Genomic DNA, 22,458 nt, shown 5'->3' with positions numbered 1-22,458 from the left:
TTTATTCAGGTGTATGCCATGACAACGGGTGGGGTTTATGCCTCCCGGAAGCCGATACGTTCCCTCCCACGCTGCGTCGCTGATCCCCATCATTCTCACCCGGCGTTGTCGATTGTCTCCTGAATTTGAGTGCAGTGCACAAGGGATAAAAATGCAAGTCAGGACAATGATTTCTGCCGAGCGGCGCAAGATTTGGGTTTTTAAACGCGTCATCACTGGCGTAACGCAGTTTCTGGAAACTGTCGAAGTGCACCAGATATACGTCAGAGAGTTCCGGTGTTGGCTAAAATGAAAGGATGCGCCATGCGGAGTCTCTCGCCATGAATGCCCTCTCGTTTCACCGTTTTTTCATCGCCCTTATTACCGCACTGCTGCTCGTCGCCCCCGTGTATGCTGCTTCTGCTGAGCAAAATCAGCCGCCTGCTGTAACTGCTGAGCAAGGCCAGTCTAACGCTGATTCTGCTGAAGGTGATCAGCCTCAGCAGGAGGAGCGAGAGGTGCTCGAAGTCAACATGGATGAACTGCTGCAACCCTGGGTGGGGGATCTGCCAGGGATGCTCGATCGCCGGGTGATCCGGGTACTGACGACTTACAGTAAGACGTTTTTCTTCATCAACAAGGGAACACAGCGCGGAGCCACCCATGATGTGTTTATGGCGTTTGAGCGCGAACTCAACGCCAGGTTACTGAAGGAGGACAAGCTAAAACAACGTCACCTCAAAGTCCGCATTATCTTCGTGCTGGTGGCGCGTGATCAGCTGTTTATGGCCCTCAACGAGGGGCGGGGAGATATCGCAGCTGCGAATCTGACGATTACCCCGGATCGTCAGAAACTCGTGGATTTCACCATCCCCCTGTATCTCAATGTCAAAGAACTGCTGCTCTCGGGCCCCAACTCCCCTAAGGTAGAGACCCTGGATCAACTCTCGGGTAAGACGGTGTTTGTGCGTCCCTCATCAAGCTATTACGAGAGCCTGAAGGCGCTTAATGCACGCTTTGCTAAAGCCTCACGTCCCCCCGTTTTTCTCGAGGAAGCCCCTGAATCACTTGAGGATGAAGATCTTATCGAGATGCTGAATGCCGGTCTTATCCCGCTGATCGTCGTCGATCGGCATAAAGCAGAGTTTTGGAAACAGGTGTTTCCAAAAATTCAGATACACGAGGATATCGTGTTGCGCGACGATGCCAATATCGCGTGGGCTGTACGCAAAAATAGCCCTGAACTTCTCGCGTTACTGAATGACTTCGTTAAGGAAAATGGCCAGGGCAGCAAACTGGGTAACATCCTTTTGTTTCGCTATCTGAAGAGCGCAAAGTATGTCAAAAGTGCCGCAGCGGAGAAGGAGCGTCGCAAACTGCTGAATATGGTGGCTTTGTTCAGAAAGTACGGCGATCGCTATGACGTGGACTGGCTGCTGATGGCCGCTCAGGGTTATCAGGAGTCGCGGCTCAACCAGTCAGCCCGCAGCCATGTGGGGGCCATTGGCGTGATGCAGGTGATGCCGCGTACGGGCAAGGAAATGAAAGTGGGCGATATCCGGAAGCTGGATCCCAACATTCATGCTGGGGTGAAATACATGCGCTGGATGATAGACAATTACTACGGTGATGAGCCGATGACCCAGCTTGATAAGGCGCTCTTCTCGTTTGCCTCATACAACGCGGGGGCAGCCCGCATTGCCCGGCTACGCGCCGAAACAAAGACGCGCGGCTTTGATCCTGATGTCTGGTTTGGCAACGTGGAATATCTGGCCGCTGAGCAGATAGGTGCTGAGACGGTCACCTACGTGAGTAACATCTACAAGTACTACATCGCCTATCGACTCATCATGGACGAAGTCGCGCGTAAAGAGAAAGACGCAGAGGACTCACTCAGTGACGTCGCCCCGAAACATACCAACAAGGCCGCGGATAAGGCAAAAAAAGAAACCTCGGACAAACCGTGATGCTCCCTGTCTGAAAATCAGCAGAACGGGGCAGAGGGACCGGAGGAGCGGTGTGTTGCTAAGGGAAAGTACTCGGATGTAGTGCAGGGGGAAGCGGTAGAACCTATGGACAGCACGACCAGAAATCTGGCTGATCGCTAAAAAGCAAAAACCCGCCTTTTGGGCGGGTTCTTTAGAATAGTGGTGCCCGGACTCGGAATCGAACCAAGGACACGGGGATTTTCAAAACGCGTGCTTGATTTGACTAGAATTAATACCGCTATCTGCACCCGTAATTCCCGTATCAGTCTTGCTGTGGGTGCATCAAACCAAAGGTCAGTGAGTCTTGATTATTTCGTGTGATGCGGGTACGAATTATCTTATAAATACTGTATTAAAATACAGTGTTGACAGGCGATTAATAACGAGTAGATTGACCTTATATCTGATGTGGGATTAAGTTAAAGTGTTATTAAGCGGTACGACTTACCAGGCTAAGTAAGTTAGATGCGATAAAGGCCACGAAGTGTTTTTTGTTTGGGTTCTTCAATATTGAGCAGAAAGTTTATGCCCCGTGTGAAGAGGTTTTAAGGTCACGTAGTATATCTCTACAATCGCATAATGTGGATGATGGCGCGATGATGTAAGGCCTTGTTGTTGATGGTTATTTCGCGGTTAGATAGCTAGCAGATACGGCATCGAAAAGACGGCGAAGATAGTAAGGCAACGCATCAAAGAGTATATATCGCGCGGGCGATGTACTCATTGAGAAAAGTCGTCAGGATAATTCTCAATGAAATAAACAGGATAGAAATTTATCTAATAGGATTTTAGGAGGATAGCAGCATCTGAAGTACCGATATATCCTGTAAAAACATGTACATCTATAGCAGTAGTATTAAATAATTAAGTTGATGAATGTTAAATATTAATTTGAAAGTATCTTAAAAGCCCCGGTGTTTTATTGCTGGGGCTTTCTCATTTTTACGACTGAAAATTATTGGTCAAGCATTCGGTGTCGGAATTAATTCAGCAAACGCCTCCACTATGGTGTCATGGTATCAGTGAGGCGGCACGGCGTACGCTTACGAAAAAAAAGAACATAACGGTAAAAGGGTCTCTGCCATACCCATAATGAATTACCAGAGATAATCAGACACTTCTAAGCCATTTCTGCTGCAGGCACTGTGTTTGCTTCACGCCCCAGGGCATGATGAACTTTTTATGCCGCATACTGATTAGCCGGGAGAAGAACGTCATGAATTACGGGGCGATATCCGGGGTGCGCCAGAATACACCAGGCAGCGTCAGTCCACACCAGTCGGGAAGCGGCGTTGAGGCAGCGTGACTGCCCCGGTTTCTTCCTGGCAACGTGAGATAAGTTCAGGGTCGAGATAATCCACAAAGAAGTCATGTGGTTATGGTATGAGTCATCATGGGAGGCAAGTTCAAGAACCTGAGCGATACGCATATAAAATTCAGAAACAAGGACGATTTCCGAATTTTTACACAGCCACTGGATCGGTCAATCGATCCTTAACTAATCGGCATTACTCCGGTACGGGGAGGGATAGGTGCCCTGATTTTCTTCTGGCGAAGGTCATCGTGACAACGCCGCGTATCGTAAGCACCATCGGCGGCAACCGCGTTGATTTTTCGGTATGTCTGGCGGATGAGTCCAGGGAGCGCCTCTGCATCAGTGACATTGTTTAATGACAGGTCTGAACAAGTGATCATCAGTACGGTGGAGATGACAAGGTCAGAGTAGTGCTGCGGGCGGTCCCGTGATGACGGCGTGCCGCTTTCGTACCAAGCCTGAATGACCGGTTCGTCCAACCAGAAAGTGAGTGCCACGGTTGATGAGGGTCTTGTTGTCGTTCTTCCAGTTGGCCATTCTGAACGTTTGCTTTGCCACGGGATAGCCGGTTTTATCAGGATGATGAGTGATCTGAGCCTGCAACCCGGCAAAAGTTCAATTTTTTCAATAACGCCTAAAGAAGAGTCATTACCCACTCGCGAAACTCATAAAGTTCATTCAAATTAATAAAAAATAAATGGCGTAATGTGAATAACATTTCATTATGCTAACGCTGTCGATAAGCCCTTCACTGGATCTACCCTCCTTAACGATGTTCCGAATGGCGAAGCTTTCTTTCCATTCACGTCCCCTGTTTGTTAATCCACTGATTGGATTAACAATTAACCGATGATGATGCGGTACATCTTGTGTCTTCATCAGGAAATATTGATGTTAATGTCCCCGCAAGCTAGGGTGGCCCGTAATAGCGTGGTTGAGCCAGGTGTGGTGCTTGGTGCCCATGTGAACATTGGTCCATTTTGTATTATTTCCACCGGTGTGGTTATTGGTGAAGGAACTGTAGTTGGGGCGTATTCTGTCATTAATGGTCGCACGATCATTGGCCGCGACAATACGATTGGGCAATCTTCTTCTATAGGTGAGATTAATCAGGATCTTAAATACGAGAATGAATCCACCTGTGTGGTGATTGGTGACAGAAATCACTTCGGCAAAAATGTGACGATACATCGAGGGACGATACAGGGATTGAGTTGCACGACGATTGGTAACGATAACCGCCTTTTGAATAACGTCCATATTGGGCATGATTGTGTGGTGGGTAACGGTACATTGGTGGGGGAGCACAGCGGTCTTGCCGGGCACGTAAGGCTTGATGATGGGGCACAGGTTGGTTTTATGTGTGCCATTCACCAGTTCTGTGTACTGGGTGCTCATGCAAAGATTGTCGACCAATCTGGTGTGGTGCAAGACGTGCCACCGTTTGTGATGGCGGGGGGGAATCATGCGAAACCTGCAGGAATAAATGTTAATGCACTCGCCTTTCTGGCATTAGACTTCGAACAGCAGGATTTTGTACTTTCTCTTTACAGTATGCTTTACCAGCAGTCTTTATCGATTGATGAGGTGAAGGTAGCAGTTAAGGCATTGTTCAGTGATTATGCCATCGCTACTGTATTTGAGAGGTTTTGGGAGCACTCGGCGCGAGGGATAGTGAGATGAGTTAAAAAGACTCGCCGCGTAAAGCGACGAGTCCAGGGAAGGTGCGATTTAATCCTCACGTATGAAGCCAAACATCAGTGTTATTGGTGCCAAATGCGCAACCGAACCTTCCAGCTTGGATATGCTTATCGCGCCTGCCAGCATGGTATGAAAGCGCAAATTGTTGACCTTTCGATGAACAATGCCGTGTTCGCACGCTACAAAACTCTCGCCACGATGTGTAACCTCGCTTCCTTTGTGCCTGACTCTCAGTCTGCACCAGCTTGTTTTTAAGTGCTGAAATAAATGTTTTAGTGAGCTTTTTATCCGAGAACGGTTTTTTCCTGGTGATAGGTTCATGATTTGTAATGACATTCAGTATCGATGTTACGTGAGTAGGATCAAAACTCTATGATCGTGGTGAAGACAGTATTTTTGCAACCATGCGTGAAGTGATTCTGACAATTCACGAAAATCTGGATATGAATCTGTTGCGCTAATGCTTTGCCAGATCAGAAGGGAAATGCGAATGCTTCCCTTCTCCAGACCGGACAATGACCGGAGGTTGCCTTGTGGTGATGAATCCACCAGATAGGTATACAGGTTGGGAATAGTGCTTTGAGGTAACTTACAGACCAACAAACCGGGGCATGGTGACCAGGGAGGAAGGTGGAATGCTGAGGGGGAATGTTAAAACCGTTTGTCGGTGTCAGTGAACTGGCTTCAGGTGGCATCGCTGAACAGAAATCTACCGAAACCCCAGAAAGCAAAAACCCGCCTTTTGGGCGGGTTCTTTAGAATAGTGGTGCCCGGACTCGGAATCGAACCAAGGACACGGGGATTTTCAATCCCCTGCTCTACCGACTGAGCTATCCGGGCAACGGGGCGCATTAAACCGTAATCTGTATCCCCCGTCAACCAGATTTCTCGTTTTGTTGTCTGATTGCTTATCTTTGCGGCGATTCTGTAGCGGATTGGGTTATTTTGCTTAAAATCACCGCGCATTGTCATGCTCACTGACTTTTTGCGCCGCTTCAACCTGGCTAACAAAGGTCGGTAACATCCAGGTACCGCCGAGGACGATTTCCCGGCAATCGCCAGTGGTGTATTTCAGGCTACGCACAAATGTTTTGCCGTCCCACACCCACTCTTCTCCGCTGACGCAGTCGGCGATACCGCGACCTTTATTGAAGAATGTAATCACGCCATCGGCATAGCTGGTGGCATCGGTCGTGATGAGCTGTGGGTCGCTGGTCAATGCGTTGTCCACCACCCACATGGCATAGCCTTCGTTATACGCGGCGCGCCAGCAGAGTCCCTGGATCAGGGTATGCGATTTATCAATGGCGGTGAGCGTTAACTGGCGGTCTTTGGCCGGGATATTCTCGTTATCCCAGTCGTCGCAGTCATTGGTGAGTTTTGTCTCTAACAACGTGCGTTGATCCGCAGTTAATGGCGTTGCGGGTGCTGAAGGTGTTACGGGGGCGGCAATAATGACAGGTGCCGGAACCGCCGCCAGTACGTTTTCATCGCCGGCCTTGCCTTTACGCAGCAGAGCACTCTGGGTGCCTATCCGCTTCTGGAATTCATCCATTTTCAGCAACACGGCATTGGCACCTGCGCTGGAGAGCGTTTTGCGCTGCCCATTTAGCGCAATCTCAATTTTTTTGTCCTGAATCAGCGCCTGAAGCAGGGCGCTGATTTGTGAGGTGTTGAAACGGAAATGCTCTTTGTCTTTGGCCGTGAGGGTTCCCTGCGATTGATCATCAATGAACATACTCACGCTGGCATCGGCAGGGATATCGCTTTGGATTTGTGCAAAGGTCGTCAGTCCGGTGACCTGCTGTCCTGGGCCTGCCTGACGGGCCAGTAAGACGCTGATTTCTCCGGTATTGACGCCGTAACCTGCGGCACGGCAGGTGCCGGTATTGTCGCAGGAGAGTTCCCAGTCTTTGTGGTCAAACGAAAAACCCGTTAACGGTGCGGCAAAGAGCGGGATTGAAAACAATCCTGCTGCCGCAATGAGGGGGAGACGGCGCATATAATTCCCTTTATGTATCAGTATTGCTGAAATTATATGCGCATCAGAAGGGGAGCGATAGGTGGATCAGGTCAGTGCGCCCGACTTACGGCACTGAGCAAACCGCAGGATATCTTCCGCCAGGCGATGCGCAGTATCGACATCGGCCTGGCTGCGGTTCACCAGCATACGGCTGAGACACCCCTCCAGCACCAGCTCCATCTGCCGGGCGACCATGGCCGGGTCGTCAATTTCCAGCGTGGTCAGCAACTCGTGGGTAAAATCGTGCGCCGCCCGTTTTTGTTGATCCGCCAGTTGGTGAATGGGATGGGAGGGATCAGGATAAAACGTGCAGGCGGCGATAAACAGGCAGCCTGGATAGCGGTGATTAATCATACATTCTGACAAGGCGCTGTAGCGTGCCAGGAGCTTTTGCTCTGCACTCAGTGTTTCATCCAGTATAAGCTGACGGCGCCAGGTCTCTATCTGATGACTCAGATGACGTAACGCATCATAGAGAATCGCCTCTTTATCCGGCCAAAAACGTTGCAGTTCGTCGAGCGGATAATCAACGCTTTCGGCGACCATCTCCAGCGTGGTCGTTGCTATCCCTTGAGTCTCAAGTAATTTTAGGGCTTCTCCCAGGACATCTTCACGTTGCACGGTAATTTCCTCTGTTTTTCCTTTTGCAAGTGTCGCTCACGGTTGCCGATCGCGCAAATGTGCGCTAAAGGTCGCCGCATCCATAAAGCCCGTTACCCGCGCTGGTGGGTGTTCATTCCCCTGCGCGTCAAAGAACAAAATTGTGGGCAATCCCAGCACATGGAGGTGCTTCAGTAAGGCCACATCCTGCGCGTTGTTGGCGGTGACATTGGCCTGTAACAGCACGGTATCACCTAATGCCTGCTGTACCTGCGGATCGCTGAAGGTATATTTCTCGAACTCTTTACAGGCGACGCACCAGTCAGCATACAGATCCAGCATCACGGGTTTGCCTTTGGCGCGCGCCAGCGCCTGCGTTAAGTCATCGACCGAGGCGACAGGTGTAAAGTTCAGATGTGCCTGCGTTTGCGCCGTTGCGTTCCCGAACGCCCAATCCTGCAACGGACGCACGCTGACCAGCGCTGCAGCCAGCAGGACAATCTGTACCATGCGCATCCAGCGCCGTTTTGCCTGCAGACTGGTGATAAATGCCCAGCCAAAGAAGACAACGCCCAGTAGCGCCCACAGACGCAGGCCCCATTCGTCGCCGATGATACGCTCGAGCAAAAAGACGGGGAGCGCGAGGATGACAAACCCAAAGGCCGTTTTGACATGTTCCATCCACGGGCCGCTTTTTGGCAGCAGGCGGTTGCCAAAGACGGTGACCAGAATCAGCGGTAACCCCATTCCCAGCGCGTAGAGATAGAGCGTCCCGCCACCGAACCACATGTCTCCGCTCTGGGCGATATACAGCAAAATAGCGCTTAACGGCGCGGTGGTGCACGGCGAGCAGATCAGCCCGGCAATCGCCCCCATCGCAAACACACCGCCAGGCGATCCACCCTGCTGACGATTACTCATCAGCGTGAGGCGCGTTTGCAGCGAAGAGGGGAGCTGTAGTGTAAACAGGCCAAACATCGACAGCGCCAGCAGGGTAAACACCACCGCCAGGCCGATTAAGACGTAAGGATGCTGCAACGCGGCCTGAAACTGTAATCCGGCAGCCGCGACAACCAGGCCAAGCGCGGTGTAGGTCAGCGCCATCCCTTGAACGTAGATAAAGGTCAGCAGCAGGGCGCGTCCGGTTGAGAGGCGCTGTTTGCCGCCCAGCACGATACCGGAAATGAGCGGGTACATCGGCAGAACGCATGGCGTAAACGCAATGCCAATCCCTATCAGCAATGCCCACAATGCGGAAAAGGGCAGTTGGCTGTCTGGTTGCGATGCGTTTTCTGGTTGCGTTGCTGAAGGGGGCGTCGCCGGTTGCACATCTGTACTGGCAAGCACCTGGCTCAGCGGCACGGTTTTGGTCTCTGGCGGGTAGCAGAAACCGGCGTCAGCGCATCCCTGATAGACGACGGTTAATGTCGCGCCAGACGCTGCCTGGTTGACCGTCACCGGAATCGTCAACCGCTGGCGGTAGATTTCGCTTTTGCCATAAAATTCGTCTTCGTGCCAGACGCCAGCCGGAAGCTGTACCGCGGCAATCTCTGCCTGAGACGGCGTGATAGTGATTTGCTTGCGATAAAGGTAATAACCTTCTTTCACCTGCCAGGAGAGATTAAGGTCATGCTGATTCTGCTGAAAATCAAAGCTAAATGCCTGGTCAGCAGGCACAAATTGCGAGCGACCAGGCGCGTCAAATAATCCGGCGAAGACGGATGTGCTGCACAGCAGCAGGATCAGCGTAAGGATGCGTTGAGCCATGAGAGGTAATCATTGTCTCCGTGAGTAACGGGTAAAACCAGAAGTTCGGGTGTTTGATAGGGGTGGTGAGACTTCAGGCAGTCAAGAAGCGCTTGCTGGTGCAAAACCGAGGATTTGAAGATCATCTGCACTTCGTATTCCTGTTCCAGTTTCCCTTCCCAGTAATAGAGGGAAGTGGCTCCGGGGATGAGCGTGGCGCATGCCGCCAGCTTTTCTGCCAGCACTTTGGCCGCCAGGTCCTGGGCTGTTGCTTCATCCGGCGCGGTACAGAGCACCACAACGGCATCGGGGATGGACATATCCTGACTGTTAACATCAAGCATAAACACCTCGAAAGGACAGAATGACCAGCAAGAGAGTGGTCACTATACAACGGACGAGGGAAGGATGTTAGTCAAAGCGGGGAAAGGAGTGCGGGGCGTATGAACGCCCCGCGGGTAACACTTACAGCATGAAGCTGCCCAGCAGGAAGCCGAAGCAAACAGCAAGCACAACGCCCAGCGTACCTGGGATGAAGAACGGATGGTTAAAGACTAACTTACCGATACGGGTTGTACCGGTGTCATCCATCTGAACCGCCGCAACCAGCGTCGGGTAGGTCGGCAGAATGAACAGACCGGAAACAGCTGCGAAAGAAGCCACAGCAGTCAGCGGAGAAACGTTCAGCGCCAGCGCCATCGGCATCAGTGCTTTAGCCGTTGCAGCCTGAGAGTACAGCAGTGCAGAAGCAAAGAAGAAGATCACCGCCAGCAACCAAGGATGACCCTGAATCACGCTACCAGCAGTCTCTTTGATCCAGTCGATGTTGGCAGAAACGAAGGTGTCGCCCAGCCATGCCACACCCAGGATACAAATACAGGCGCTCATCCCTGCTTTGAAGGTGCTGGAGTTCAGGATAGAGTCAGTCTCAACGCGGCAGATAATGGTGGTCAGCGTCGCGACGCTCAGCATGATGATCAGAATTGCGTTGGTGGTGTTCATCAGCGGTTTAGCGACCAGGCCGAGGCTCGGGCTGTTGATGATGGCATAAGCCACAACACAAACTACGCCCAGCAGGAACAACCAAACGGATGATTTCGCACCGGACTTGATCTCAACCTGACGCTCGCCGCGCAGCTCAACCAAACCTTCTTCCAGACGCTTACGGTATACCGGATCGTCAGAAAGTTTAGAGTTAAACAACATGGTGACCAGGAAGGACATCACCAGCACCGCCAGCAGGGTGGACGGAATGACCACGGACAGCAGGTGAATGTAGCTGATGCCATGACCTTCCATGACGGAAGACATGTAGACCACCGCCGCAGAGATTGGCGACGCGGTAATGGCGATCTGTGCAGAAACCACCGCAGTGGAGAGCGGACGGCAAGGTTTGATCCCTTGTTCCTTCGCCACTTCAGCGATAACTGGCAGAGTTGCCAGAGAGATGTTGCCTGTACCTGCAAAGATAGTCAGGAAATAAGTCACAATCGGAGCGAGGATCGTGATGTATTTCGGGTTTTTACGCAGCAGTTTTTCTGTCTGGTGAACCAGATAGTCCAGACCGCCTGCGACCTGCATGGCAGAGATGGCAGCGATAACCGCCATGATGATGGAAATAACATCGAACGGGATATTACCGGGCTTAACGCCTATGGCTGCAAGAACCAAAACGCCAAGCCCACCTGCAAATCCTATACCAATGCCCCCAAGTCTGGCGCCCAAAAAGATTGCCAGCAAAACGATGATAAGTTCTACAACTATCATATTAGCCTTCCTTGTTGTTTAACAAGTTGATATTAAATTGTTGTTTTTAAGTAACTTCTAATAAGAAAAAAGGCACGTCATCAGACGTGCCTCTTGTGGTACTACCCTGTACAATTACTGTTCGCTTTCATCAGTATAGCGTTTTGCTTTGTAAGCAGGGTGCATCAGGTTCTGTGCAGAGAAAATATCGTCCAGCTCAGCTTCAGTCAACAGACCGCGCTCCAGTACGACTTCACGTACACTCTTACCGGTTTCAGCACAGATTTTACCAACGATGTCGCCGTTGTGGTGGCCGATGAACGGGTTGAGGTAAGTGACGATACCGATTGAGTTGTAAACGAATGCTTCACAGACTTCTTTATTAGCAGTGATACCGTCAATGCATTTTTCCAGCAGGTTGTAGCAGGCGTTGCTCAGGATATGGATAGATTCAAACATTGCCTGACCAATAACCGGCTCCATTACGTTCAGCTGCAGCTGACCTGCTTCAGACGCCATGGTCACGGTGATGTCGTTACCAATAACTTTAAAGCATACCTGGTTAACGACTTCTGGAATAACCGGGTTCACTTTAGCTGGCATGATAGAAGAACCCGCCTGCAGTTCCGGCAGGTTGATCTCGTTCAGACCGGCACGTGGGCCAGAAGAGAGCAAACGCAGGTCGTTACAGATTTTGGACATCTTCACAGCCAGACGTTTCAGTGCGCTGTGTACCATAACATAAGCGCCGCAGTCAGAGGTCGCTTCAATCAGGTCTTCAGCTGGTACACAGGCAAAGCCAGTGACTTCAGCCAGTTTCTGTACCGCTAATGGAGAGTACTCTTTAGGAGTATTCAGACCTGTACCGATTGCCGTTGCGCCGAGGTTAACTTCCAGCAACAGTTCTGCGGTATGTCCAATGTTTTTCACTTCTTCTTTCAGCAGTACGCTGAAAGCACGGAATTCCTGACCCAGAGTCATCGGCACAGCATCTTGCAGCTGGGTACGACCCATTTTCAGGATACCCTGGAATTCTTCTGCTTTACGCTCAAAGCCTTCGCGCAGCTGGTTGATAGCATCAATCAGTTTAACGAGGGATGCGTATACCGCGATACGGAAACCGGTCGGGTAAGCGTCGTTGGTGGACTGACATTTGTTAACGTGGTCGTTCGGGTTCAGGTACTGATACTCACCTTTCTGGTGACCCATCAGTTCCAGCCCAATATTGGCCAGCACTTCGTTGGTATTCATGTTTACGGAGGTGCCTGCACCGCCCTGGTAAACGTCTACCGGGAACTGGTCCATGCATTTGCCGTTGTTCAGAACTTCATCACAGGCGGCAATGATGGCATTTGCCACACTCTTAGGAATAGTTTGCAGCTCTTTGTTGGCCAGGGCCGCTGCCTTTTTCACCATTACCATACCGCGAACAAATTCAGGAATATCACTGATTTTGTTATTGCTAATGTAGAAGTTTTCAATCGCTCTCAGAGTGTGAACACCGTAGTAGGCTTCCGCTGGAACTTCCCTGGTACCCAACAAATCTTCTTCGATACGAATGTTGTTTAACATGTGAACCTTCTTTTTCAAGCTGCCAAAAAATTACATTAAACACACAGGATATATGTGGTTTCGAATGTTTCCTGACCGACGATTATCCCCTACATCGGTCTGATGTCCGAGATGATATGCTGCTTCAGGATTTCTACCGTAATCTGGATCACTTTAAGTGTGGCTAATTACTCCTTATTTATTATTTTGTGAGATAGATCACCCCTTTTGGATTACTCCCATAAATATATCCAAAAATGGCTTGAAATTTTGCTAAGCACCTCAATATAAGTTGGATGCAAATTGCACAATCATTCAAACAGACGTGCTGAAACAGCGGTTACCTACAGGAGAACCCTTTGCGCTGGATACCACTTATTGCCATCTTTCTCTATGTTTACATTGAGATTTCTATTTTTATCCAGGTCTCCCAGGTTCTGGGCGTACTGATGACGTTGATTCTGGTGATCTTCTCTTCGATCGTCGGTATGTCGCTGGTGCGCAATCAAGGATTTAAAAACTTTTTGCTGATGCAGCAGAAAATGGCAGCGGGAGAAAGCCCGGCTGCGGAGATGATCAAGAGCGTGTCGCTGATCATTGCCGGTCTGTTGCTGGTCCTGCCGGGTTTCTTCACCGATTTCCTCGGTCTTCTTCTTTTATTACCGCCGGTACAGAAACATCTGACGATGAAACTGCTGCCGCACCTGCGTTTCTCCCGGATGCCAGGCGGCGGTTTTAGCGCCGGAACCGGCGGTGGCGACACGTTTGACGGCGAGTTTCAGCGCAAGGACGAGGAGCGCGATCGCATCGATCATAAAGACGATCGCCGCGATTAAATAGTGTAGTAGTTCCGGTAAGTATAGCGCCACCGGGCATCCAGGCCGGATGGCGCAGCGCTTATCCGGCCTATAAATGGCTTTCAGGCTGTTTTCGCCTGGGCAAAAACAGCCATAGCGCCGCCAGCATAATAATGGCGTACAGGCTTTTCCAGCCGACCATCGCCAGTAAAAGCAGGCACAGCAAACCGCCAATGACCGCCAGCGCGCGATAGCGTCCCTTCAGTAAACGACACCCTGCCAGCATGCACAGCAGATAGATCATGATAAAGATGCCATTAGCGTAGACAATCAGCGCATCAAGGTTGATGTCGAGCGCATAAATACATAACGTACTGATAACGCAACATACCAGGACGGCATTCAGCGCATTGTGCGGGATCTGGCGGGAGGAGAGGCGCGCCAGATAGTGGTCAGGTTTGTCTCGCGCTTGCGACCAGACCAGGCGGGCAAAACTTTGAATATAAATGTTCAGACTGGCAAAACAGGCCAGATAGCCAATAACGCAGGCGACCCACAACGCCTGGACGCCAAACAACTGCACGACAATTTCAGGCAGCGAAGCCGCCGCCGCCATCTGCTCGCCGTAGGCGCCAAAATGCAGCACCACCACCGTACATGCCCAGTAAACTGAACCCGCCAGCACCAGGCCAATCATCAGGGCGCGCGGAAAGTCGCGCTCAGGATTTTTGAATTCAGACGCCAGGTGTGCGAAGGCTTCAAGGCCGACAAAACACCAGAACATCACCGACAGCGCAGAGAACAGTCCCGACATGTCGATATCGCCTGGCGCCGGGAAGGGGATTTCAGCGGGTTGCAGTTTGCCAGCCCACCAGATGGCGACAATCAGCGCCACAATCAGACCCGCGATGATGGTTTGCAGGTTCGCGCTTGAGCTGGCGCCGCGAGAACCGAGGTACCACACCAGGACAAGCGTTCCCAGTTCCGCCAGCAGCAACTGCCCGCCGTGCCAGCCAAACATCGCCTGGCCAAAACCTGCGGCAATATGGAGCGCGGCGGGTAAACCGACGGGAATGACCGACAAAAACAGCCAGCCGGTCACCCGTTCCATATGATTCCCAAACGCCATGCCAACAAAATGCGCCACACCTCCGGCGCTGGGGTAATGGCGGCCAAGTATCGCAAACACGATGGCCACCGGAAAAACTAACACGATGAGTATCGGCCACGCCCACAAGCTGTTATTCCCCGCGACAAGTGCGGCCAGTGCAGGAACGGCAAAGACACCGGTGCCTAATAATGATGTCGATAACAGGCCAATCCCCTGAGCCAGTCCCAGCTCTTGTTTTAGTCCGCTCATGAAACGTTATCCGGTTACGCCTAAAATTCAGGCAACTGCGTAGATTTTCGATGGTATCACAATCAGATTTGCTGATGACGGCGGCCCTGAAATTGGTGCGAAATGTGAGGTGGGTTGGTGTTTTGACCGGATTTTCTCCTGATAAGAATTTTTTTTTAGTTTCCCCCTTGAAGGGGTATAACCCCATCCCCATCTCTCTGGTCACTAGCCGGGAAATCCGTTTACGGGCCGGCGTCACCCATAACTGATAAAGACTTTCTCAAAGGAGAGCTATCAATGAGTATTCGTCCGTTACATGATCGTGTGATCGTCAAACGTAAAGAAGTTGAATCCAAATCAGCTGGCGGCATCGTTCTGACCGGTTCTGCAGCAGGTAAATCAACTCGTGGCGAAATCATCGCTGTCGGTAAGGGCCGCATCCTGGAAAACGGTAGTGTGCAGCCGCTGGACGTGAAAGTCGGCGACATCGTTATTTTCAACGATGGCTACGGCGTGAAGTCCGAGAAGATCGACAACCAAGAAGTGCTGATCATGTCCGAAAGCGACATTCTGGCAATTGTTGAAGCGTAATCCGCGAACGACACTGAACATACGAATTTAAGGAAAAGAGATAATGGCAGCTAAAGACGTAAAATTCGGTAACGACGCTCGTGTGAAAATGCTGCGCGGCGTAAACGTACTGGCAGATGCAGTGAAAGTTACCCTCGGTCCGAAAGGCCGTAACGTGGTTCTGGATAAATCTTTCGGTGCACCGACCATCACTAAAGATGGTGTTTCCGTAGCACGTGAAATCGAACTGGAAGACAAGTTCGAAAACATGGGCGCGCAGATGGTGAAAGAAGTTGCCTCTAAAGCGAACGACGCAGCAGGCGACGGTACCACCACCGCGACCGTACTGGCTCAGTCCATCATCACTGAAGGCCTGAAAGCTGTTGCTGCGGGCATGAACCCGATGGATCTGAAACGTGGTATCGACAAAGCTGTCGCTGCTGCGGTTGAAGAGCTGAAAGCACTGTCTGTACCGTGCTCTGACTCTAAAGCTATCGCTCAGGTTGGTACTATCTCCGCTAACTCCGACGAAACCGTAGGTAAACTGATCGCTGAAGCGATGGATAAAGTCGGTAAAGAAGGCGTGATCACCGTTGAAGACGGTACCGGTCTGCAGGACGAACTGGACGTGGTTGAAGGTATGCAGTTTGACCGCGGCTACCTGTCTCCTTACTTCATCAACAAGCCGGAAACTGGCGCAGTAGAACTGGAAAGCCCGTTCATCCTGCTGGCTGACAAGAAAATCTCCAACATCCGCGAAATGCTGCCGGTTCTGGAAGCCGTTGCTAAAGCAGGCAAACCGCTGCTGATCATCGCTGAAGATGTTGAAGGCGAAGCACTGGCAACGCTGGTGGTTAACACCATGCGCGGCATCGTGAAAGTGGCTGCTGTTAAAGCACCTGGCTTCGGCGACCGTCGTAAAGCAATGCTGCAGGATATCGCTACTCTGACCGGTGGTACCGTAATCTCTGAAGAGATCGGTATGGAACTGGAAAAAGCGACCCTGGAAGATCTGGGTCAGGCAAAACGCGTTGTGATCAACAAAGACACCACCACCATCATTGATGGCGTGGGTGACGAAGACGCAATCCAGGGTCGTGTGACTCAGATTCGCCAGCAGATCGAAGAAGCAACGTCCGACTACGATCGTGAAAAACTGCAGGAGCGCGTAGCGAAACTGGCAGGCGGCGTTGCCGTTATCAAAGTCGGTGCTGCGACCGAAGTTGAAATGAAAGAGAAGAAAGCACGCGTTGAAGATGCTCTGCACGCGACCCGTGCTGCAGTAGAAGAAGGCGTGGTTGCTGGTGGTGGTGTTGCGCTGATTCGCGTAGCCTCCAAGCTGGGCGATCTGCGTGGTCAGAACGAAGACCAGAACGTGGGTATCAAAGTTGCGCTGCGCGCAATGGAATCCCCGCTGCGTCAGATCGTGCTGAACTGCGGTGAAGAACCGTCTGTTGTGGCTAACACCGTGAAAGCGGGCGACGGTAACTACGGTTACAACGCTGCAACTGAAGAATACGGCAACATGATCGACATGGGTATCCTGGACCCAACCAAAGTGACCCGTTCTGCTCTGCAGTACGCAGCTTCTGTTGCTGGCCTGATGATCACCACCGAGTGCATGGTCACCGATCTGCCGAAAGGCGATGGGGCTGACTTAGGTGCTGCTGGTGGTATGGGCGGCATGGGTGGCATGGGCGGCATGATGTAATCATGTTGTTCTGCACCTCGCAGAAATAGAGAAACCCCTGGGCAGAAATGCCCGGGGGTTTTTCTTTTCGTCATCTTTTTAGTATAAGATTCTCACACGGACGATCTACGTCCAGCTCATTGATTACGGGGAATAACATGCACGTGAAATATTTAGCAGGGATCGTCGGTGCCGCGCTACTGATGGCGGGTTGTAGCTCCAGCAACGAACTGAGCGCTGCCGGCCAAAGCGTACGCTTCGTAGAAGACAAGCCTGGTGCTGAGTGCCAGTTGGTTGGCACGGCGACCGGTAAGCAAAGTAACTGGCTTTCTGGTCAGCATGGCGAAGAGGGCGGCTCAATGCGTGGCGCCGCGAACGACCTGCGTAATCAGGCGGCAGCAATGGGTGGCAACGTGATTTATGGCGTGAGCAGCCCATCTCAGGGCATGTTATCCAGCTTTGTTCCGACCGCCAGCGAAATGAACGGTCAGGTTTATAAGTGCCCGAACTGATTTATTCAGTATTGAAAGCGCCCTCCGGAAACCTGAGGGCGTTTTGTTATTCTGCCGTTGCGGCCAATGTTGACTGATAAAGCTGATGCAGTGCTTTCAGGCAACGTTCTCGCGGAAAGTGACCCGCGCCGGATGCGATAGTCGCCACGGTAATACGACAAGGTTTTCCTTCCAGCTTTTTCAGTCGCGGGCTGAACGCCAGTAAACGCCGGGCTATTGCCTCGGTCTCTTTCATTTCTCCCCGAATACGGGATTTCACGATGGTGCCGCATGCGCAATCTTGTCCATTGCTGTCGGTATAGTGGTAAACCAGTGCCAGATAATGCGTGAACAGCGCTAATTTCCACGCCGGATGGGGGTAGTTGTCATACTCCATTTCACCGTTGCTTTTAATATCGGCATCGTACATGGGCAGAAAATCTAGCAGTGAGGAGATCCTTAGCGATAACTTATGCATGCCGGCGTTATTAATGGCGTGAGAAATGGCGCTGATGACGAGCGCAATCTGCGCGTCTTCAAGCTGGAGGAGCAGTGAATGGCCGCCCTGCAGTGAAAACGCCAACTGAAATCCTTCTGCGTGGCTGGCGCGGGGCTCTAGTTTCTCGACCCGCAGGCGGATATCGGCTTCCAGCAGCTGTTTTTGGGTCAGTGGCGGAATATTGTTGAGCATCGCTTGCGTGGCGCTATCCTGGCTTTTTTTGAACGCCGTTTTCTCTTTGGCATTCCGCAGGCTTTGCAAATGCAGACGATGCTCGAAGCAGATATAAAGATCGCGCAGTTGTAGCGCCGGAATAAAAATCAGCGAGGTTTCGTTCTGCTCATGCTTGAGGTTAAGCGCCAGCGCCTGGAACTGATTGCCGTTTCGAATGACGCCGGTGTTAATGCCGGTGAGTGTTAAGGCCATGATGGTTCTCTCTGGATAGGTTTGTTCTGCCCGAAATAATTGGGGGCTAAAATAACACCCGGCTTTGTTTCGTGAGAGTCGGTATCCGGACTTGAAACCTGCGCGAAGCGCTTCGCGCAGGGTCAAAAGAGAGGAGTTATCGCTGCCTTAACTGCAAATCCAGTGGCGTTTTACTCGGTTCGCCGCCAATTTCCCGCGCCAGTTTCGGCACCATATAACCGGAAACCAGCGTTAGCAGCTCACGCATAATGGCGCGGGCTTCATCGTCGCTGACCAGAAAATGGGCCGCGCCCTGAACCTTATCCAGCACGTGCAGGTAGTAGGGCATCACGCCCGCATCAAACAGCGCGTTGCTGAGATTCGCCAGCGTTTGCGCGTTATCGTTGATATCGCGCAGCAGCACGCTCTGATTCAGCAGCGTGACGCCTGCCATTTTTAGCTTACGCATCGCCTGGCGGAAATCGTCGCCAATCTCCTGCGCATGGTTGATATGGTTCACCAGCAAAATTTGCAGGGTGGATTGTGCAAAGCGGGCGACGAGTCCTTCTGTAATCCGCGCGGGGATCACGATCGGCAAACGGCTATGAATACGCAGACGCTTAATGTGCGGTATCGCTTCTAGTTGCGTGAGTAGCCAGTCCAGTTCGTGGTCTTTGGCCATCAGCGGATCGCCGCCGGAGAAGATGATTTCATCCAGCTCTGAATGCGCAGCGATGTAATCAAGAGCCACCTGCCAGTTTCGCTTATTGCCCTGGTTTTCCGCATACGGGAAGTGACGGCGAAAACAATAGCGACAGTTTACCGCACAGCCGCCTTTCACCAGCAATAGCGCCCGGTTACGGTATTTGTGCAGTAATCCTGGTACCACGCTGTGCTGTTCTTCCAGCGGATCGGTTGAAAAACCCGGTGCTGCGACAAACTCGTCGTGCGAAGTGAGTACCTGGCGTAAAAGCGGGTCATCAGGATTGCCTTTTTCCATCCGCGCCACAAAAGCACGGGGAACCCGCAAGGCAAAAAGACGCTTTGCCTCGCGACCTGCAAGCAAGTTTTCATCAGCGTCTACATTTAAAAGACGCAACAGTTCATCCGGATCGGTTATAACATCTGCAAGTTGCACTAACCAATCTTCTCTGGATGGGGTGTTTAGGGTTACAATATGCGCCATTTTGTGGCTAAGCTACCAATTAACAATTTCAGAGGGCCTTATGGCGACTTACTATAGCAACGATTTTCGTGCCGGTCTTAAAATCATGATGGACGGCGAACCTTATGCGGTTGAAGCCAGTGAATTCGTAAAACCGGGCAAAGGCCAGGCTTTTGCCCGCGTTAAGCTGCGTCGTCTGCTGACCGGTACTCGCGTAGAGAAAACCTTCAAATCAACCGACTCTGCAGAAGGCGCAGACGTTGTAGATATGAACCTGACTTACCTGTACAACGACGGTGAGTTCTACCATTTCATGAATAACTCCACTTTCGAACAGCTGGCTGCTGACGAGAAAGCGGTAGGCGACAGCGCCAAGTGGCTGCTGGATCAGGCTGAGTGCATCGTGACCCTGTGGAACGGCCAGCCTATCTCCGTGACCCCGCCGAACTTTGTTGAACTGGAAATCATTGAAACTGACCCTGGCCTGAAAGGTGATACCGCAGGTACTGGCGGCAAACCGGCAACGCTGTCTACTGGCGCAGTGGTTAAAGTTCCGCTGTTCGTTCAGATCGGCGAAGTGATCAAAGTGGATACCCGTTCTGGTGAATACGTATCCCGCGTGAAGTAATACGCCTTACTTGATCTCATGGTGCAGCGTTTGCTGCGCCATACATTTTTCCAGGGCAGGAATGATGAAACGTCTTCTCAGTCTTGTAACACTCGTCTTACTGACCGCAACCTTGTTGACAGGGTGCAATACCGCACGTGGCTTTGGCGAAGATATCAAACATCTCGGCAATTCCATCTCCCACGCTGCCAGCTAAGTCTTTTCGCTTCGTCTGAAAAACAGTCTGTTTCCCGTCAAGTTACGGGATGTTGTCTATTATTAAGTAGCTATACGTACAACATTGGCTAAAAAGGAAGACGCTATGGTTAAGAAGACAATTGCAGCAATCTTTTCTGTTCTGGTACTTTCCTCTGTATTAACCGCCTGTAATACGACGCGCGGCGTTGGTCAGGATATTTCCGAGGGTGGCCAGGCTATCTCGGGCGCTGCGGCAAAAGCTCAGGATTAATCATGAACGGTACGACCGCTGTGCGTGTCGTGCCGTTAATCTTACCGTTCTGGCAATGATAAAAACGGCGAATAGCGATTATCCATGTGCAGTTTCATGCGAATGTTGCGTTTGTAGGTGTATACCGTTTTGCCATGAATCCCGAGCGCACTGGCAATCGCGTTATTTCCCACGCCTTCCATCCACATCGTTAACACTTTCTCTTCCTGTGGCGTCAGCAGTGATGTCGCCGTTTTGGGCGTGTCTAAAAGCGGCCTCACGCGTAACGCCGCGTGAATCGTTTTTGAGAGCGCATACAGCGTGGCTTTTTTTGATAACACGGTATGGACAGAATATCGCGCGCTGAACGCTGAAGCTCGGTATTCGCCGCCTGATTGCAGCAAGATCAGCGGCGCCATCCCGCAGGCCATAAAGAAGGGGTCAATCGACTGAAATGGATGAGAATCGTTAAGAAAGCTATATAAATCAGCGATTATCAAATGAGGCTTCCACTGCAGAATATGTTCTTTTGCCAGCAAGAGATTATTTAACCCTGACACCAGGAACGAACCATTAAACAAACCAGAATGATTAAGCCAGGCCTCTATCCCCGTGCGGGTAAAGTGGCATCGGTCAATCACTAATATTTTCAACATAAAATTATCGCATTCAAAAATGAGGCCAAAGGCTTCCTGACTTCAGAAAGCGTTTCATCATAGAGACGTCCGATGAGTACTAAATGCCGGAACTGCGTTGCTTATTGCACCCAATTCAGGCTTTTAGGCGATCTGAAATAAAAAGATTGAAATTCACTTTTTGTCGGGCAAAAATACCCTTTCATTCATCGGCTTGTGGGACGACCTGCAAACGTATCTTTCACCGGGGACGGCCCCATCTCTCTGGAGCCTAAAATGTCCTGGATCGTTTTATTCATTGCTGGCCTGCTCGAAGTTGTCTGGGCGATTGGCCTCAAATATACCCACGGATTTACCCGCCTGACGCCGAGCGTCATTACCATCGTCGCCATGGTTGTCAGTATTGCGATGCTCTCCTGGGCAATGAAAACCCTACCCGTTGGGACTGCGTATGCTATCTGGACCGGTATCGGCGCCGTTGGTGCGGCCATCACCGGGATTATCTTACTGGGTGAGTCCGCCAGCCCGATGCGTCTGGCCAGCCTGACGCTGATCGTTGCGGGAATTATTGGTCTGAAGCTCAGCACCCATTAATGGGGTTGTTTCACCCAGATTAACTTACTGACATCAAACCCTTCCCGGGTCGCGACGGCGAGTATTTGCTGCTTCATTTCGTCAGAGATGGTCGGCGTGCGCGCGAGTATCCACAAATAGTCGCGATCCGGGCCGCACACCAGCGCGTGCTGGTATTCTCTGTCAAGCGCGATGACGTTGTAACCGCCATAGAACGGACCAAAAAACGAGACTTTCAGCGCGGCCCGACTGGGATCGCCAGTAAACCAGGCCTTTCCTTCCGTTTTTTGCCACATTTCCCGATCCGGATTGTAGCCCTTGTTGGTCACATTAAGGCCGCCGTCATCGCGAAGGCTGTAAGTGGCGGTGACTTTTTCCAGTCCTCTTTCGAAGCGATGATCAAAGCGTGCAATTTCATACCAGGTGCCGAGATAGCGTTTCACATCAAAGTTATTGACGACTGTAACACCCTTCGGCGGCGTGGGTGAGCTGCAAGCAACCACTAAAAACGCGGCTGTCACTGCGGTGATAACAGGCAGGATACGCATGGGAGTTTCCTTGCTGGTTTTCTGTTAAGTGTAGATGACAGC

The 22,458-nt window shown here is 51.3% G+C and carries 20 protein-coding genes, 1 tRNA gene and 4 pseudogenes; 11 read left to right on the top strand and 14 right to left on the bottom strand.

The window, feature by feature from the left end; translation table 11 throughout:
* The first annotated feature begins 320 nt into the window (after window positions 1-320).
* Entirely contained in the window at window positions 321-1,946 is a 1,626-nt protein-coding gene (locus AC07NP_RS21500) for an MltF family protein (RefSeq protein ID WP_494661671.1), read from the top strand.
* 1,301 nt (window positions 1,947-3,247) lie between these two features.
* Here the strand turns inward: AC07NP_RS21500 and AC07NP_RS21495 are convergent.
* Together AC07NP_RS21495 and AC07NP_RS21490 are read right to left on the bottom strand one after the other, a co-directional pair.
* A pseudogene (locus AC07NP_RS21495) lies at window positions 3,248-3,396 on the bottom strand (transposase domain-containing protein); the annotation flags it as partial.
* Window positions 3,397-3,485: 89 nt separating this feature from the next.
* Window positions 3,486-3,885, bottom strand: a pseudogene (locus AC07NP_RS21490) (transposase); the annotation flags it as partial.
* Window positions 3,886-4,173: 288 nt separating this feature from the next.
* On the opposite strand from AC07NP_RS21490, the gene lpxA reads away from it, so the two are divergent.
* Together lpxA and AC07NP_RS21480 are read left to right on the top strand one after the other, a co-directional pair.
* Window positions 4,174-4,965 (top strand): acyl-ACP--UDP-N-acetylglucosamine O-acyltransferase, encoded by a 792-nt coding sequence (lpxA, locus tag AC07NP_RS21485; RefSeq protein ID WP_494661670.1) that lies wholly within the window; start codon window positions 4,174-4,176, stop codon window positions 4,963-4,965.
* A gap of 51 nt (window positions 4,966-5,016) precedes the next feature.
* Window positions 5,017-5,203, top strand: a pseudogene (locus AC07NP_RS21480) (IS1 family transposase); the annotation flags it as partial.
* A 544-nt stretch (window positions 5,204-5,747) separates the two neighbouring features.
* Here AC07NP_RS21480 and AC07NP_RS21475 read toward each other — a convergent pair.
* From AC07NP_RS21475 to aspA, 7 genes and pseudogenes are all read right to left on the bottom strand, one after another.
* Window positions 5,748-5,823, bottom strand: a tRNA-Phe gene (locus AC07NP_RS21475).
* Window positions 5,824-5,947: 124 nt separating this feature from the next.
* Window positions 5,948-6,985 (bottom strand): annotated as a pseudogene (locus AC07NP_RS21470) (DUF1176 domain-containing protein); the annotation flags it as partial.
* A gap of 66 nt (window positions 6,986-7,051) precedes the next feature.
* Window positions 7,052-7,627: a transcriptional regulator gene (locus AC07NP_RS21465; RefSeq protein ID WP_203359205.1), complete on the bottom strand. Its 576-nt coding sequence runs from the start codon at window positions 7,625-7,627 to the stop codon at window positions 7,052-7,054.
* Window positions 7,628-7,663: 36 nt separating this feature from the next.
* The gene (locus AC07NP_RS21460; protein ID WP_494661669.1) at window positions 7,664-9,373 is read right to left on the bottom strand and encodes a protein-disulfide reductase DsbD; all 1,710 of its coding nucleotides are present in this window, start codon (window positions 9,371-9,373) and stop codon (window positions 7,664-7,666) included.
* On the bottom strand, window positions 9,349-9,696 hold the full coding sequence (gene cutA, locus AC07NP_RS21455; RefSeq protein ID WP_192610792.1) for a divalent cation tolerance protein CutA: 348 nt from the start codon (window positions 9,694-9,696) through the stop codon (window positions 9,349-9,351). Before cutA ends, AC07NP_RS21460 begins: the two co-directional genes overlap by 25 nt.
* Window positions 9,697-9,817: 121 nt before the next feature.
* Window positions 9,818-11,119 (bottom strand): anaerobic C4-dicarboxylate transporter DcuA, encoded by a 1,302-nt coding sequence (gene dcuA / locus AC07NP_RS21450; RefSeq protein WP_203359202.1) that lies wholly within the window; start codon window positions 11,117-11,119, stop codon window positions 9,818-9,820.
* 114 nt (window positions 11,120-11,233) lie between these two features.
* Window positions 11,234-12,670, bottom strand: a complete 1,437-nt coding sequence (gene aspA, locus AC07NP_RS21445) for an aspartate ammonia-lyase (RefSeq protein WP_203359201.1) — start codon at window positions 12,668-12,670, stop codon at window positions 11,234-11,236.
* 338 nt (window positions 12,671-13,008) lie between these two features.
* On the opposite strand from aspA, the gene AC07NP_RS21440 reads away from it, so the two are divergent.
* The gene (locus AC07NP_RS21440) at window positions 13,009-13,485 is read left to right on the top strand and encodes an FxsA family protein (RefSeq protein WP_203359200.1); all 477 of its coding nucleotides are present in this window, start codon (window positions 13,009-13,011) and stop codon (window positions 13,483-13,485) included.
* A gap of 70 nt (window positions 13,486-13,555) precedes the next feature.
* Here AC07NP_RS21440 and yjeH read toward each other — a convergent pair whose 3' ends face one another.
* Window positions 13,556-14,806 (bottom strand): L-methionine/branched-chain amino acid transporter, encoded by a 1,251-nt coding sequence (gene yjeH / locus AC07NP_RS21435; protein ID WP_494661668.1) that lies wholly within the window; start codon window positions 14,804-14,806, stop codon window positions 13,556-13,558.
* Window positions 14,807-15,082: 276 nt separating this feature from the next.
* Between yjeH and AC07NP_RS21430 the strand changes: the two genes are divergently transcribed.
* From AC07NP_RS21430 to AC07NP_RS21420, 3 genes are all read left to right on the top strand, one after another.
* A complete protein-coding gene (locus AC07NP_RS21430) occupies window positions 15,083-15,376 on the top strand; it encodes a co-chaperone GroES (RefSeq protein WP_203359198.1) in 294 nt (97 codons plus the stop codon).
* A gap of 43 nt (window positions 15,377-15,419) precedes the next feature.
* Window positions 15,420-17,066, top strand: coding sequence for a chaperonin GroEL (gene groL, locus AC07NP_RS21425; protein WP_203359197.1), 1,647 nt, complete (start codon window positions 15,420-15,422; stop codon window positions 17,064-17,066).
* 137 nt (window positions 17,067-17,203) lie between these two features.
* On the top strand, window positions 17,204-17,557 hold the full coding sequence (locus tag AC07NP_RS21420) for a DUF4156 domain-containing protein (RefSeq protein WP_203359196.1): 354 nt from the start codon (window positions 17,204-17,206) through the stop codon (window positions 17,555-17,557).
* Between the two features lie 46 nt (window positions 17,558-17,603).
* Here AC07NP_RS21420 and yjeJ read toward each other — a convergent pair whose 3' ends face one another.
* Both yjeJ and epmB read right to left on the bottom strand, forming a co-directional pair.
* The gene (gene yjeJ, locus AC07NP_RS21415; RefSeq protein WP_494661667.1) at window positions 17,604-18,461 is read right to left on the bottom strand and encodes a YjeJ family protein; all 858 of its coding nucleotides are present in this window, start codon (window positions 18,459-18,461) and stop codon (window positions 17,604-17,606) included.
* Window positions 18,462-18,597: 136 nt separating this feature from the next.
* Window positions 18,598-19,626 (bottom strand): EF-P beta-lysylation protein EpmB, encoded by a 1,029-nt coding sequence (gene epmB, locus AC07NP_RS21410; protein WP_494661666.1) that lies wholly within the window; start codon window positions 19,624-19,626, stop codon window positions 18,598-18,600.
* Window positions 19,627-19,666: 40 nt separating this feature from the next.
* Between epmB and efp the strand changes: the two genes are divergently transcribed.
* The 3 genes from efp (at window position 19,667) to ecnB (ending at window position 20,681) form a co-directional block, all read left to right on the top strand.
* On the top strand, window positions 19,667-20,233 hold the full coding sequence (gene efp, locus AC07NP_RS21405; RefSeq protein WP_203359193.1) for an elongation factor P: 567 nt from the start codon (window positions 19,667-19,669) through the stop codon (window positions 20,231-20,233).
* Between the two features lie 61 nt (window positions 20,234-20,294).
* On the top strand, window positions 20,295-20,429 hold the full coding sequence (ecnA, locus tag AC07NP_RS21400; RefSeq protein ID WP_192610801.1) for a lipoprotein antitoxin entericidin A: 135 nt from the start codon (window positions 20,295-20,297) through the stop codon (window positions 20,427-20,429).
* A gap of 105 nt (window positions 20,430-20,534) precedes the next feature.
* Entirely contained in the window at window positions 20,535-20,681 is a 147-nt protein-coding gene (gene ecnB, locus AC07NP_RS21395; protein ID WP_192610802.1) for a lipoprotein toxin entericidin B, read from the top strand.
* A 41-nt stretch (window positions 20,682-20,722) separates the two neighbouring features.
* Here ecnB and AC07NP_RS21390 read toward each other — a convergent pair whose 3' ends face one another.
* Window positions 20,723-21,316, bottom strand: a complete 594-nt coding sequence (locus AC07NP_RS21390) for a LuxR C-terminal-related transcriptional regulator (RefSeq protein ID WP_494661665.1) — start codon at window positions 21,314-21,316, stop codon at window positions 20,723-20,725.
* 255 nt (window positions 21,317-21,571) lie between these two features.
* Between AC07NP_RS21390 and sugE the strand changes: the two genes are divergently transcribed.
* Window positions 21,572-21,889 (top strand): quaternary ammonium compound efflux SMR transporter SugE, encoded by a 318-nt coding sequence (sugE, locus tag AC07NP_RS21385; protein WP_494661664.1) that lies wholly within the window; start codon window positions 21,572-21,574, stop codon window positions 21,887-21,889.
* Here the strand turns inward: sugE and AC07NP_RS21380 are convergent.
* On the bottom strand, window positions 21,886-22,416 hold the full coding sequence (locus AC07NP_RS21380) for a lipocalin family protein (RefSeq protein ID WP_494661663.1): 531 nt from the start codon (window positions 22,414-22,416) through the stop codon (window positions 21,886-21,888). The genes sugE and AC07NP_RS21380 overlap by 4 nt on opposite strands.
* Between the last annotated feature and the right edge of the window lie 42 nt (window positions 22,417-22,458).

The organism is Citrobacter sp. GW821-FHT07H02 (assembly GCF_059418505.1).
The sequence above is the reverse complement of the archived record's forward strand: the minus strand, read 5'-3'. Positions and strand labels throughout refer to the sequence as shown.

Coding starts and splice junctions, on each gene's coding strand:
- AC07NP_RS21500 (WP_494661671.1), top strand. CDS start 321: ATGAATGCCCTCTCGTTTCACCGTTTTTTCATCGCCCTTATTACCGCA.
- lpxA (WP_494661670.1), top strand. CDS start 4,174: ATGTTAATGTCCCCGCAAGCTAGGGTGGCCCGTAATAGCGTGGTTGAG.
- AC07NP_RS21460 (WP_494661669.1), bottom strand. CDS start 9,373: ATGGCTCAACGCATCCTTACGCTGATCCTGCTGCTGTGCAGCACATCC.
- cutA (WP_192610792.1), bottom strand. CDS start 9,696: ATGCTTGATGTTAACAGTCAGGATATGTCCATCCCCGATGCCGTTGTG.
- dcuA (WP_203359202.1), bottom strand. CDS start 11,119: ATGATAGTTGTAGAACTTATCATCGTTTTGCTGGCAATCTTTTTGGGC.
- aspA (WP_203359201.1), bottom strand. CDS start 12,670: ATGTTAAACAACATTCGTATCGAAGAAGATTTGTTGGGTACCAGGGAA.
- yjeH (WP_494661668.1), bottom strand. CDS start 14,806: ATGAGCGGACTAAAACAAGAGCTGGGACTGGCTCAGGGGATTGGCCTG.
- AC07NP_RS21430 (WP_203359198.1), top strand. CDS start 15,083: ATGAGTATTCGTCCGTTACATGATCGTGTGATCGTCAAACGTAAAGAA.
- groL (WP_203359197.1), top strand. CDS start 15,420: ATGGCAGCTAAAGACGTAAAATTCGGTAACGACGCTCGTGTGAAAATG.
- AC07NP_RS21420 (WP_203359196.1), top strand. CDS start 17,204: ATGCACGTGAAATATTTAGCAGGGATCGTCGGTGCCGCGCTACTGATG.
- yjeJ (WP_494661667.1), bottom strand. CDS start 18,461: ATGGCCTTAACACTCACCGGCATTAACACCGGCGTCATTCGAAACGGC.
- epmB (WP_494661666.1), bottom strand. CDS start 19,626: ATGGCGCATATTGTAACCCTAAACACCCCATCCAGAGAAGATTGGTTA.
- efp (WP_203359193.1), top strand. CDS start 19,667: ATGGCGACTTACTATAGCAACGATTTTCGTGCCGGTCTTAAAATCATG.
- ecnA (WP_192610801.1), top strand. CDS start 20,295: ATGATGAAACGTCTTCTCAGTCTTGTAACACTCGTCTTACTGACCGCA.
- ecnB (WP_192610802.1), top strand. CDS start 20,535: ATGGTTAAGAAGACAATTGCAGCAATCTTTTCTGTTCTGGTACTTTCC.
- AC07NP_RS21390 (WP_494661665.1), bottom strand. CDS start 21,316: ATGTTGAAAATATTAGTGATTGACCGATGCCACTTTACCCGCACGGGG.
- sugE (WP_494661664.1), top strand. CDS start 21,572: ATGTCCTGGATCGTTTTATTCATTGCTGGCCTGCTCGAAGTTGTCTGG.
- AC07NP_RS21380 (WP_494661663.1), bottom strand. CDS start 22,416: ATGCGTATCCTGCCTGTTATCACCGCAGTGACAGCCGCGTTTTTAGTG.